8 protein-coding genes are annotated in these 13,296 nt (G+C 65.1%); 3 read left to right on the top strand and 5 right to left on the bottom strand.

Annotated elements, in window-relative coordinates; all coding sequences use genetic code 11:
* Positions 1-87 precede the first annotated feature (87 nt).
* Positions 88-3,123: a TonB-dependent receptor domain-containing protein gene (locus AC07TU_RS20055; RefSeq protein WP_495189707.1), complete on the bottom strand. Its 3,036-nt coding sequence runs from the start codon at positions 3,121-3,123 to the stop codon at positions 88-90.
* Positions 3,124-3,416: 293 nt separating this feature from the next.
* On the opposite strand from AC07TU_RS20055, the gene AC07TU_RS20050 reads away from it, so the two are divergent.
* The 3 genes from AC07TU_RS20050 to AC07TU_RS20040 are packed head-to-tail and all read left to right on the top strand — an operon-like array spanning position 3,417 to position 7,848.
* The gene (locus tag AC07TU_RS20050) at positions 3,417-5,300 is read left to right on the top strand and encodes a putative bifunctional diguanylate cyclase/phosphodiesterase (protein WP_495189706.1); all 1,884 of its coding nucleotides are present in this window, start codon (positions 3,417-3,419) and stop codon (positions 5,298-5,300) included.
* Positions 5,300-7,165, top strand: coding sequence for a sensor histidine kinase (locus tag AC07TU_RS20045; RefSeq protein ID WP_495189705.1), 1,866 nt, complete (start codon positions 5,300-5,302; stop codon positions 7,163-7,165). The genes AC07TU_RS20050 and AC07TU_RS20045 overlap by 1 nt, the downstream gene beginning before the upstream one ends.
* Positions 7,166-7,215: 50 nt before the next feature.
* Positions 7,216-7,848: a hypothetical protein gene (locus AC07TU_RS20040; RefSeq protein ID WP_495189704.1), complete on the top strand. Its 633-nt coding sequence runs from the start codon at positions 7,216-7,218 to the stop codon at positions 7,846-7,848.
* A gap of 4 nt (positions 7,849-7,852) precedes the next feature.
* Here the strand turns inward: AC07TU_RS20040 and AC07TU_RS20035 are convergent, their stop codons facing one another.
* The 4 genes from AC07TU_RS20035 to cysD all read right to left on the bottom strand — a co-directional run bounded on the left by AC07TU_RS20035 (position 7,853) and on the right by cysD (position 12,888).
* Positions 7,853-9,001, bottom strand: coding sequence for an SET domain-containing protein-lysine N-methyltransferase (locus AC07TU_RS20035; protein WP_495189703.1), 1,149 nt, complete (start codon positions 8,999-9,001; stop codon positions 7,853-7,855).
* Between the two features lie 86 nt (positions 9,002-9,087).
* A complete protein-coding gene (locus tag AC07TU_RS20030) occupies positions 9,088-9,807 on the bottom strand; it encodes a 3'(2'),5'-bisphosphate nucleotidase CysQ (protein ID WP_495189702.1) in 720 nt (239 codons plus the stop codon).
* Between the two features lie 238 nt (positions 9,808-10,045).
* Positions 10,046-11,974, bottom strand: coding sequence for a sulfate adenylyltransferase subunit CysN (cysN, locus tag AC07TU_RS20025; protein WP_495189701.1), 1,929 nt, complete (start codon positions 11,972-11,974; stop codon positions 10,046-10,048).
* A complete protein-coding gene (cysD, locus tag AC07TU_RS20020) occupies positions 11,974-12,888 on the bottom strand; it encodes a sulfate adenylyltransferase subunit CysD (protein WP_495189700.1) in 915 nt (304 codons plus the stop codon). The genes cysN and cysD overlap by 1 nt, the downstream gene beginning before the upstream one ends.
* Positions 12,889-13,296 lie beyond the last annotated feature (408 nt).

Below are 13,296 nucleotides of genomic sequence, written 5' to 3'. Positions count from 1 at the left end.
CGCTGGCCGGGAACGATCTCATACGCGCAAAGAAAAGGGCGTGCGGGCGGGGGGTACCCGGCCGCACGCCCTGAAAGGAGTGGGTGATTAGAAGTTGAAGCCGGTCGACAGCTTCACGGTCCGCGGCGGACCGTCGATGTTGAAGTTGTTCGGATCGCGCAGACCCGTCGTGGCGTTGAAGCCGTTATAGTTATAGTCGTTGAACAGGTTGATGATGTCGACACGCACCCAGACCCGTGCGTCGTCGTTCAGGAAGCCCAGCTTGAGCTCCTTGGTCGCCGACAGGTCCATCTGGCGATAGCCCCAGCGGTCGCCATTGCCGTCCGACTCGATCGCGACGACGTCCTTCGTGCCCGGCTGGCCGACGCCCGGCGTCGTTACGAAGCGCTTCAGCCAGATCGGCGAGGCGATCTGGAACTTGGTCGCGAGCGTGATGCCGCCCGGCACGTCGACCGTGCCCGCCATCACGAAGCGATGGCTGCGCACGCCCGCCGACGGACGGAAGGGATAGTCGCTGATGTCTTCGTAATCGAGCGCGAAGGTCTCGCCGAACTGCCGGTTCTCGTTCGCCTTGGTATAGGTGTAGGTGGCGTCGATGCTCCACGGCGATGCCTTGGTGTAGCGCTTGATGAGCTTCAGGAAGGCGGTGTCGGCGTTGGTCTCCAGACCGTTGTCGCCGATGATGATCGACCCGAACGGCGCAGGCGTGGAGGTGAACGGCGAGTCCGGTGCGCCGGTCGCCGGGAAGAACAGGCCGCCCGGACGACGGTTGCCCAGCATGTAGACGAAGCCGTCGCGGCTTTCGACGTGCGAATAGCCGACTTCGACTTCGAGCAGGTTGAAATTGCCGCGCAGACCCAGGCTGTACTGGTCGGAGTACGGCATCTTGATGTCGTTCTTGATGAAGCGCAGTTCGCGTCCCGCACCCGCCGGCAGGCCCGCGATGAGCGCGGCGCGCCCGGCCGCGGTCTGATAGCTGGCGTTGTAGGCGATGCAGGTCACGCTCGGCGTGCAGACGTTCACCGTATCGCCCGGGACGTTGAAGTTGAACGTGCGGTTCGCCGCCTGGCCCTGCGCCAGTTCCTGCTGGATGAAGTCGAACTGGGTGCGGTCGTACGAGCGGCCGAAACCGCCATAGACCGAGAAGCGTCCCGCTTCGTCGAGCTTGTAGTTGAAGCCGATGCGCGGCTGGAAGGCGCCGGTGAACGCCTTACGTTCCTTGCCCGTCGAGATGTAATCGTTGATGTTGTAGTTGGCGCCGTTGAGGTTCGGATAATTGGCCGGGCTGACTGCCGCGACCTGCGCCGCCGGGTGGACATAGTCGAGGAACGCCGGCGTGCGCTCATAATCCCAGCGCAGGCCGAGGTTGACGGTCAGGCGATCGGTGACGTCCCAATCGTCCTGTGCATAGATGCCGAACTGGAAGTTCTTCGAGCTGATCCGCGCATCGGTGAAGCCGCCCGCCAGCGCCTGGAAGGTCATCTGGTACGGCAACGTCGTGTTGAGCGTCGTCGCGCCCAGCGGCGTGAAGTAGCGGAACGTCGGGTTGAAGCCGTTGAGCTGCAGCGAGTTGAGCGTGATCCACTTCGCCTTCACGCCGACCTTGAAGGTGTGCCCTTCAAGCCCCGTGTAGGTGAAGTCGTTCGAGATCTGCCAGCCCTTTTGGCCCTTGTTCTGGTAGTTGGTGCCGCCACCGGTTTCCAGGATGTTGCCGTCGAGGAAGCTGCCCGGCCGCGACGGATCGGGAATACGCACGCGATAGACGTTGCGGTTCGCTTCCGTAAACGGACGCGGGTTCCACTCAACGTCCTCATAGGCGACCTTGAAGTCGTTGACCCAGCTGTCGGCGGTATGCTCCCAGCGCGCGAGGCCGCGAATTTCCTTCACGCGGGCGATGGTGCGGGTCTCATAGGCGGCGATGCCGCTGTTGAACTGCTCACCCGATTCGTCGCGATACTTGCCCGAGAATTCGAACAGGTCGCGCTCGCCGGGCGTGAAGTTGATTTTGCCGAAATACAGGTTCTCGTTGAACTCCTCGGTGAACGAGCCGTAGTTCGCGGCGAGGCTGGCAGGGACCAGCGGGAGGGCCGAGCTCAGCGTCGCGGGAATCGTGACGTCGCGCGGGAAGTAAATGCGCTTGCCCTCATAGGCCGCGAAGAAGTGCAGGACGTCCTTGATGATCGGGCCGCCGAGCGTGCCGCCGAAGTGGAGATCCTTGCTCCGCACCTTCTTGCCGGTTGCGTTCGCCGGCATGAACTCGATCGGGCGCGCGTCGCGCAGATCCTCGTTCGAAAAGTCGACAAAACCCGACCCCTCGAACTTGTTGGTGCCCGACTTGGTCACCGCAGTGATCGCGACCGAGCTGACCTGGTCGAACTCGGCCTTGTAGTTCGAGCTGATGACCCGGTACTCGCCGATCGCCGACTGGGGGAAGGGGTTGCCCGCGGTCGAATCCTGGCCGGTGACGCCGTTCTTCAGGACATAGTCCTTCTGGCCAACGCCATCGATGAAGATGTTGACGGAGTTGGAATTCTGGGCGCCGCCCTGCAGACGCGACTGGCCGCTGCTGTTGGTGAGGAACTGAACGCCAGGCGCGAGGTCGGCGAAGGCCATGAAGTTGCGGTTATACTGCGGCAACTGCTGGATCAGGCGTTGCGAGATCGTCGTGCCGACTTCGCCGCCCTGCATCGAACGGATGCGGCCGCCGGTGATGATGACCTCTTCACCGCCCGGGGTGCTGACGTCGGGCGTCGAGAGATCGAAATCGAACTCGGCGTTCTGTGCGACCGCGAGACGGAATTCGTCGGTGCGGCGCACGCCGCTGGGGGTCGTCACTTCCAGCCGGTAGTTACCGGGGGGGAGCGAGGCGAACTGGTAGCCGCCATCGGCGGTCGGCGTGCTGGTGCGGGTGAAGCCGGTATCGACGTTGACGATCGTGACCTGGCTGACGCCGCCCTCGGCGGTCACCTTGCCGCGCAGCGACGAAGAGACCTGCGCCTGGGCGGGGGCGGCGACACCGATCGCCAGCGCTGCGGTGCCGCTCGTCCAGGCGAGCGCGACTGCCGCCGCACGAATCCGCGAAGCGCGAACCGCACTGGTCTTGCCGTTATGGATTGATTTCACTGCATCCCCCCTTGTTACACTAGCGTGACAACGTTTACCTTCACCGGTGTCTCGCGACTCGAAACGACTCGGCGTCGGGCTCTTATGTTCTTTGCCTGAAAAATGTAACCGGTTTCATTCTGGCTGAATAGCGCTCGGGTGAATGAGAACGTTCCCAATCACGGTTCGGCTTGCGACTGTTGCAGGAAGGTTACGCTCGCCTGCGCGGCGCGTTGGTCCGGCGTTAACCCTTTTACCGCCCCTTAACCCTGTATGCTTACGCCATCGCAAGGGCTGAAGAAGGGGAGTTCGCCTTGCGCATTCTGATCGTGGATGACGAGCCGGGGATGCACCAATCCTATCGCCAGTGCTTCAGACGCACGGGCGGGGATCAGGGTGCCGCGCTCGACGCGATGGCGGCGGAGCTGTTCGGCGACGACGCGGCGCCTGCGGCTGCGGAGGAACCCGGCAGTTTCGAGACCGTCCATTGCATGCAGGGCGTCGAGGGCGTCGAGGCAGTGGCAGCGGGCCTGGCGCGCGGGGAGCGGTTCGCGGTCGCGTTCATCGACGTGCGCATGCCACCGGGGATCGACGGCAAGGAGACGGCGAAGCGTATCCGCGCGCTCGATCCCGACATCAATCTCGTCATCGTCACCGGCTTTTCCGATTTCTCGCCGCTCGAGATCAGCCGCGTCGCTGGCCCGGCGGACAAGATCTTCTACATCGCCAAGCCGTTCCAGGCCGAGGAGGTGGTGCAGACCGCGACCGCGCTCGCCCATCGCTGGGAAGCCGATCGCGCGCTGGCTCTCGCGATGGCGCAGCTCGAGGAGCAGAAGGCGGAACTCGCCGCGAACGAGAGCAAGGCCACGCACCTCGCCAATCACGACAGCCTGACCGACGCGCCCAACCGGCTCGCCTTCATGCGCGCGCTCACCGATCACGTCCGCGGGCCGGATATCTTCGCGATGGCGATGATGGACCTCGACCGGTTCAAGCTGGTCAACGACACGTTCGGCCATCTTGCGGGCGACGAACTGATCCGCATGGTGTGTGGCGTCGTGCAGGAATCGGTGCCTGAGGGCGGCTTCGTCGCCCGGCTCGGCGGCGACGAGTTCGCGGTGCTGATGAAGGTGACCGGTGAGGATGAGGCGGTGATGGCGGTCGAACGCCTGCTGCTCGCCTGCTCGACCACCTTCACCGTGTTCGGCCATTCGGTTCAGGGCTCGGCCTCGGCCGGCCTCGTCATCGTGCAGCCGGGGATGCAGCACGATCCGATCGACGTGATGCGCCGCGCTGACCTCGCGCTCAATGAATCCAAGAAGGCCGGCCGCGGCGTCGTCAAATTGTTCGACGAGAGCATGGACGAGTCGATCCGCTTTCGCCGCCAGATCGAAGGCGGGCTTTCGCAGGCGATCGCCAATGGCGAGCTGCGCCTGATGTATCAGCCGATCATCGCGCGCGACCAGCTGGAGGTCGTCGCGTTCGAGGCGCTGCTGCGCTGGAACAGTCCCGAATATGGCCATATCTCGCCCGGCCTGTTCATTCCGATCGCCGAGGAATCGAACCTCATTCACGAACTGGGCGACTGGGTGCTCGATGAAGCGCTGCGGATGCTTCAGCAATGGCCGGGACAATATGTCTCGGTGAATTTCAGTCCGCGTCAGTTCCGCCGTCAGAATTTCGTCGGCCATGTCGTCGAGCGCGTCCAGCGCGCCGGGATCGAGCCGAAGCGGCTTCAGATCGAGATCACCGAAACCGCGATCTTCGACAATGCCGAGCGGGCTGCGGAGACGCTCTATCGCCTGCGCCAGATGGGGTTCCGCATCGCGCTGGACGATTTCGGCACCGGCTATTCCTCGCTCTACAATATCCGCAAGTTCGCGCTCGATTGCCTCAAGATCGATCGCAGCTTCATCGACGGCATGGGCAAGGAGCGGGAGAGTGCGGCGATCGTCCATTCGATCATCCATCTCGGCCGCGCCCTGGGGCTGGAGGTCGTCGCCGAAGGGGTCGAGACCGAAGCGCATCTGGGCGCGCTCCAGCTTGCCGGATGCAGCCACTATCAGGGCTATTATCTCGCCCGGCCGCTGGAGGCCGAAGACTCGGTCGAGCTCGCGCATGAGCGGTTCATGGCGGCCGACCCGGCCGAGATCGCGGAAGCCGATACGGCGGTGCCGGGTAACGGCACCCGGGGCTGATGCCGCGCTGGCGCACCACATTCGCGCGGCTGCGGCGGCGCATTCCCGTTTCGCTTGGCGCAAAGCTGGTCGCGATCCTGACCGGCGTCGCGCTGCTGGGCGCGGGCGCCGTGACCTTGCTGCTCGCGCTCGTCATCACCCCCGGCTTCGATCAGCTCGAACGGACGGCGGTCGAGGGACATATCGAGCGTACCCGCGCCGCGCTCACCGAATATGCCTCCAAGGTCGAGGCATCGGTCCGCGACTATGGCGACTGGAGCGAGAGCTACGAATATATGCGCGCGCCGAACAAGGCGTTCGAGGAAGACAGTTTCGCGACCTCGGCGATGATCAACCTCGGCGTCAACGGCATGGCCTATGTGACGCCGCAGGGCAAAGTGGTGATCGCCCGCTGGCTCGACATCGATAGCGGCCGCGACGTGCCGGCGATGCGCGGCCGTCTGCTCGAAGCGATCGGCCGGATCGATTTCGCCCGGGCGCTCGCGGAGGATAATTCGGCGAGCTTCTATGCCCGGCTCGGCGACCAGATCGCCGCAATCGGCATCGCGCAGGTCCGCCGTACCGACGGCACCGGAGAATCGCGCGGGCATGTCGTGATGGCGCGCCTCCTCACCTCGCAACAGCTGTCGACCTTGTTGCAGGTGAAGGCCGTGCTCGACCTGCCGCATCCGGTGCCCGACGCGACGGTAACGCGGCACGAATACAGCCAGGCGGTTGCGGTGCCCGTTCGCGGGCCTGGCGGCGTCCCGGTCGCAAGCGCCACCTATTCGGTGTCGCGCGATCTTTCGGCGCTGGGACGCAACATGCTGCTGTTCGCGGTCGGCGGCACGGTGTTGCTGCTGCTCGTGGTGATGATGGTGCTCAGCCTGATGATCGCCCGGCTGGTGCTGCAGCCATTGCATCGCGTGGAGCGGCATATGGGCGTCGTGCGCCGCTCGGGCGACCTGCTGCCGCTGACCGAAAAGCCACGCAGGGACGAGATCGGCAGCCTGGTCAACAGCTTCAACGGGATGTTGAGCCAGCTCAAGGATCTGCGCGAGCAGGTCGAGGCACAGTCGTTCAAGCTCGGCCAGTCCGAAAGCGCGGTCGCGGTGATGCATAATGTCCGCAACGCGCTGAACCCGGTCAGCACGGTGCTCAGCCAGGGGCTGGCGCTGGTGCCGGTCGCCGACCGCGCGCTGGTCGATCGCGCGCTCGCCGAACTGGCGGACGCGGATATTCCGGCGGTGCGGCGGCAGAAGCTGGCCGCTTTCCTGGCCGCGGCCTTCGCCAACGAGGCGCAGGCGCGCGAGGAACGCGACGGTCAGATGGCGATCGGCCGGGACGCGCTTCAGAATGTACTCGAGATCATCGGCCGGCAGCAGGAGCAGGCGCATGAACGCCCGCCGCTCGATCCGTGCGACGTCACCGACATTGTCGCCCGCAATGCGACGATCGCGCGCTATTCGGGCGGCAGTTCGATCGCCTTCCACTTCCCGTCGCGGGCGCAATGGGTGATGGCGAACAAGGTGCTGCTCAGCCAGGTGGTCGGCAACCTCTTCGCCAATGCGGCCGAAGCGATCTCCGCGACCGGCCATGGCAGCGGCAGCATCTCGGTCACGATCCGCGAGCAGGACGGCAGGGTCGAGATCATGATCCGCGACGATGGCGAAGGGTTCGATCCGGAAACCGGGGCAAAGCTGTTCCAGCGCGGTTTTTCGACCCGCGACAGCAAGATGGGCGGGCTTGGCCTGCATTGGTGCGCCAATTCGATGGTTGCGATGGGCGGCAGCCTGGCGTTGCGCAGCGACGGCCGGGGGACCGGCGCGCGTGCGGTGCTGACGCTTCAGGCGGCAGATGCGGCGAAGACGGGAATCGCTGCCTGACGGCGCGGTACCCTTTGCCTCTCGTTGGTCCGCCCCGCTAGACGTGCCTGATGTCACTTCGCCCGATGCTCGCCGCCGCTTTTGTTTGCCTTGCTGCGCCTGCCGCCGCCTGTTCGATGGCGCCGGGCTATCGGGTTCCGACGACGCTGGAGCTGGTCGAGCAAGCCGATGCGATCGTGCTGGCGCGGGTCGATGCCGGGGTCCCGGCCGGGCCGCCCTACGCCGAAGGCCGCGGGCTCATTTTGTCGCCGCTGCTCCTGCTCAAGGGGGAGGCCTTGCCGGCACAGATCGAGATGTCCGGCTGGCTCGAAGCGGGTGAGGCCAAGGCAACGCGCAGCGATCCGGCGGAGCTGGTCGAGGCCAATCCGGATGCCTTCGACGGCGGCTGCAACCGCTACATCTTCGCGAAGGGAATGACGCTGCTGCTCTTTCTTTCGCAGAAGGACGGCAGGACGCGGCAGATCAGCTACCCGTTTGCGCGGACCGCGGAGGATGTTGTCTCGCCCGATGCGCGCTGGGTTGCGTTGGTACGCGAATATGTCGCGGTTGCGGCCCTGCCAAAGGCTGCGCGTGACGCCCGGCTGGCCGCGCGCCGTGACGTGCTGCGATCGAAGTCCGATGCGGATTCGCAGGCGATTGCGGCTGAGATTGATCGCGCCCTGATCGCAGTGCGGCGGCGTTGATCGCCTAGCCCCAGCCGGCACGCCTTGGCGGCGCCAGTTCGTCCTTGCGGCGCAGATAGGGCGCGACGAGGTTGCGGGCGCGGAAGAATTCGCGCCGGTCCGGCTCCAGCGTATCGAAATTGCCGATCACGCGGCGGCAGTCCGGCGACCGGCACTGGCAGATCATGTGCCAGTTGGACTGTGCCAGCGTGGTCGAATAGTCCCAGCTGATCTCGTCGCCGAACCCGATTTCCCGGATCGCGACCAGGATCACGCCGTCCTCGGTAAAGCGCAGCCCGGCATTGGGGTCGCAGCTGTGGTTGACCAGATCGTCGAGCTGCCCCGACGGTCCCATATAGTGATCGGGCGTCACCTGGACGAAGCGGTCCTCGCTCCCGCGCATCAGGCTCGGCACCTGCGTCACATGGAAACGGCGGCCGGTAAAGCGCATCAGTTCGGCGCCCTCGGCGAAGCGGCAGCGGGCGTAGACGGCCTTGCCCAGATGGTTGTCGCCGACCGCGAACAGGTTGCGGTTGGGGCGGTAGCGATCGAGGATCAGGAAGTTGCCGCGCGCCGAACCCAGCGAACGCAGCGGGTTGATCGTGGCAAGGCCGATCATGAACCAGATGCTGGCGTGGCAGGCCAGCTCCACGAAGATATAGGCGAATTCGTCCACCCCGGTGCCGCCGGCGCGCGCGGCGACCAGCAGCGTGGCAAGGTCGCCCAGCGTCCACAGCCCCCAGGCGGGGGAGCGTTCGCGGCTGCGGTCCTTCCACACGCTCGCCCAGGTCGGCCAGAAGCTGATCGGTACCGCGGCGACCACCAGCATGTGTGCCCAGAAGGTCTCCCGGAACGCGACCCACAGGATCAGCGCGACCAGGCACGCGGCCATGCACAGGGATTCGACAGTGTTGGGCTGCGCCCAGTTCGACCGTCGCCACAATGCAAGCGTGACGACGATGCAGCAGACGGCGGAGAGCAGGAACACCCAGCTCTGCGGCGAACCGGGGTTCACGGCGTTGTAGGTGAGCGCCTCGACCGCCGCCGATGCGCTCCAGATCAACCATGAGGCCCGGTTGGGCTGGACGATCTCGCGCCGCAGCCCGAGCAGATAGACCGCATAGGCAGCAAAGCTGAATCCCATCGCGGTCACGAACCAGAAATCGGCCGTCATCATGCCCCCTTGCCAAGGGGCTGTTTACCTTACCCGGTAACCTTCGTCAAAGCACGACTCGTGCTGAATCCGCGAGTCGCGGGGAATCAGAAGTCGCATCTGGCAACTTGTTCGAGGACCGATTCAGCAAGCTCGCGGCGGCAGATCAGCAGGTCGGGAACGCTCGATCCCGGCTGGTTGTAGACCAGGGGCGATCCGTCGATGCGCGAGGCGTGGAGCCCTGCGGCGAGCGCGACGGCGACCGGCGCGCAATTGTCCCATTGATGCTGGCCGCCCGAATGAAGGTAGATCTCGGCTTCGCCCAGCACCACCGCCATCGCCTTGGCGCCGGCTGAACCCATGCCGAGCGTCGGGGCGTCGAGCGCCTGCGATACCGCGGCGCAGAGCTGGCTCGGGCGCGTGCGGCTGACCAGCATTCGCGGCGGGTCGGCGGCGGGGGGCAGGGCAGGGGGCGCGTCGCTCGAAAGCGTGATGCCGCGGCGGGGAAGCGCCACGGCGCCCACGGCCGCTGCGCCATCGATCGCGAGCGCGATGTGCACCGCCCAATCCTCTCGCCCTTCGGCGAATTCGCGGGTGCCGTCGAGCGGATCGACGATCCACACGCGGCGCGAGGTGAGACGGGCGGAATCGTCCGCCGATTCCTCCGACAGCACCGGATCGTCGGGCCGCATACTGCGCAGCATGTCGAGGATCAGCCGGTTCGCCTCGCGGTCTCCGCGATCGCCATCCGCGCCCTCAGCCTGGATCTGGAGCAACAATGCGCCCGCCGCATCCGCGATGGCGCGTGCAACTTCGGCGTCAGTCATCCGCGCACGGCCTGAACCGGGGCGGGGGCCAGCTTAACGGCGTTTCTGCAGTTCGCGGCGTTTCGCCTCGGCACTGCCCGCCATGCGGAGCTTACGCCAATGCGCGCGTTGGCGGTAAACCAGTCCTGCCACAGCGGCACCCGTAAAAAGCGCAGCGAGGATCCCAAAGGCGATCCACTCGCGAACTTCCAACTCCCCCAAGACTCTACTCCGCAAACAAGCGCGATAAACCGGCGCGTCATAACACTGGGGACCAAATACCGAGGATGCGTTCGATGATCAATTCGGCAGCTTCCTCCGGTGTCATCAAACTGGTGATAATTCGAATCTCCGGATTGTCAGGTGCCTCGTAGGGGCTTGATATACCCGTGAAATTGGCAATCTCACCGGCACGCGCCTTTTTGTAGAGGCCCTTCACGTCGCGGCGCTCCGCTTCTTCGATCGGGGTGTCGATGAAGATCTCGAAGAACTCGCCATCGGGAATCATGCTGCGCACCATTTCGCGCTCGGCGCGGAAGGGCGAGATGAACGCCGTGAGCACGATCAGCCCCGCATCGGCCATCAGCTTCGCGACCTGGCCCACGCGGCGGATATTCTCCACGCGGTCCGCATCGCTGAAGCCAAGGTCACGGTTGAGGCCGTGGCGGATATTGTCGCCGTCGAGCAGGAAGCTGTGCTTGCCCATCGCGTGCAGCTTCTTCTCGACCAGATTGGCGATGGTCGACTTGCCCGAGCCCGAAAGGCCGGTGAACCACAGCAGGCGCGGATGCTGGCCCTTTTGCGCGGCATGCGCCTCGCGGGTGATTTCAACTGCTTGCCAATGGACATTCTGCGCACGGCGCAGCGCGTGGTCGATCATCCCGGCCGCGACGGTTGCGTTGGTGATCTTGTCGATCAGGATGAACCCGCCGAGATCCTTGTTCGGGCCATTCCGGCCCGCGGCATAGGCTTCGAACACGACACCGCGGTCGGTGGCGATTTCGGCGACGCCGATGTCGTTGAGGCTCAGCGTCTTCGCGGACAGCTTGGCCAGCGTGTTGACGTCGATCGCGTGTTCGGGCTCGCGGATCGTCGCGCTCACCGTCTGCGTACCCAGCTTCAGCCAATAGCTGCGGCCGGGCAGCATCGGCTGCTGGTCCATCCACACGATCGTCGCGCTGAACTGGTCGGCGACCTCGGGCGGGTCGCCTGCAGCGACAATCACGTCGCCGCGCGAGCAGTCGATCTCATCGGCCAGCGTCAGCGTGACCGACTGGTCGCGCCCGGCCTCGTCCAGATCGCCGTCATGGGTGACGATGCGCGCGACGCTGCTGGTTCGGCCCGAGGGGAGGACGCGGATCTTGTCGCCCGGCTTCACCGTGCCGCTGGCGATCGTTCCCGCAAAACCGCGAAAGTCGAGATTGGGGCGGTTCACCCACTGCACCGGCATCCGGAGCGCGCGGTCCTCATCCCCGCCGCCGACGGGAACCTCCTCCAGATGCGCGATCAGCGCCGGGCCGGTGTACCAGGGCGTGTTGGCGCTGGCTGCGGTGATGTTGTCGCCCTTGAAGCCCGAGATCGGGATCGCGGTGAAATCGTCGATGCCGATGCTCGTCGCGAATTCGCGATAGTCGGCGACGATGTCGTCGAACTTCGCCTGATCATATCCGACCAGGTCCATCTTGTTCACCGCCAGCACGATGTGGCGGATGCCGATCAGATGGGCGAGGAAGCTGTGGCGGCGCGTCTGCGTCAATACGCCCTTGCGCGCATCGATCAGGATCACGGCAAGGTCGGCGGTCGAGGCGCCCGTCACCATGTTGCGGGTATATTGCTCGTGCCCCGGCGTATCGGCGACGATGAACTTGCGTTTCTCGGTCGCGAAGAAGCGATAGGCGACGTCGATGGTGATGCCCTGCTCGCGCTCGGCGGCGAGACCATCGACCAGCAGCGCGAAGTCGATCTCCTGCCCCTGGGTGCCGACGCGCTTGCTGTCGGCCTCCAGCGCGGCGAGCTGGTCCTCGAAGATCATCTTGCTGTCGTAGAGCAGGCGGCCGATCAGCGTGGACTTGCCGTCGTCGACCGATCCGCAGGTGATGAAGCGGAGCAGCGACTTGGACTGATGCTGCGCCAGATAGGCGCCGATGTCGGACGCGATCAGCGCGTCGGGGCGATAGCTGGAGGTCATTAGAAATAGCCCTCCTGCTTCTTCTTCTCCATCGATGCGGCCTGATCGTGGTCGATCGCGCGGCCCTGACGCTCGCTGGTGGTGGTCAGCAGCATCTCCTGGATCACCGCGTCGAGCGTTGCGGCCTCGCTCTCCACCGCGCCGGTCAGCGGGTAGCAGCCCAGGGTGCGGAAGCGGATCGATCGTTCGACCGGCACTTCGCCGTCCAGCGGAAAACGGTCATCATCGACCATCAGCGTCAGCCCGCCGCGAACCACCGTCGGGCGCGGCGCCGCGAAATAGAGCGGGACGATCTCGATCCCTTCCGCGCGGATATATTGCCAGATGTCGAGCTCGGTCCAGTTGGAGAGCGGGAAGACGCGGATGCTCTCGCCCTTCGCCTTCTTCGCATTGTAGAGCCGCCACAGTTCGGGCCGCTGCGCCTTGGGATCCCAGCGATGGCTGGCCGAGCGGAAGCTGAACACGCGCTCCTTGGCGCGGCTCTTTTCCTCGTCGCGCCGTGCGCCGCCGAACGCCGCGTCGAAGCCGTACTTGTCGAGCGCCTGTTTCAGGCCCTCGGTCTTCCACAGGTCGGTGTGGAGGCCGCCATGGTCGAACGGGTTGATTCCGCGCGCCTCGGCTTCGGGGTTGCGATGGACCAGCAACTCCATCCCCGCGTCACGCGCCGCCTTGTCGCGCAGCGCATACATGTCGCGGAACTTCCAGGTCGTGTCGACATGGAGCAGCGGGAAGGGCGGGGGAGCGGGGTAGAAGGCCTTCTTGGCGAGGTGGAGCATCACCGCGCTGTCCTTGCCGATCGAATAGAGCATCACTGGACGCTCCGCCTCGGCGACAACCTCGCGCAGGATATGGATGCTCTCGGCCTCTAGCCGGGCAAGATGAGTAAGCGACTGCATGGCCGCCGATCTAGTCATGCGAACCGGCCGCTGCGATCTAGATAAAGTTTAGGCCGCTTGAGGCCAGGACGGGGGGCGTGGCGCGGTCAGGTTCCGGATTCGCGGTCGAGGCGCCAGCCTTCCGGCCCCTTGATCATCGGCGCACGGCATCCCTTGCAGCGGCCGCGATACAGTCCTGTTCCGACGATCACGGTCGATCGATCGCGTTCATGTTGGCCGATTGCGCAGCGTGCGAGCTGGATGATGTGCATGGTACGCCAATCCTTCAACGGGAGGCGACGTCAGTACAGGCCCAATCTTTCGGGTTCGGGACGGTTCAAATCGACTGACCGTTGCCGTCGCGCCGTGGCTTGCCGATGCCGACGAGTGTGAAGCCGGCGCGTTGTGCTTCGGGGGCGGGATAGATGTTGCGCAGGTCGATCATCA

This window comes from Sphingomonas sp. GW821-FHT03E12, from assembly GCF_059420685.1.
This window is presented reverse-complemented; position numbering and strand designations above follow the sequence as displayed.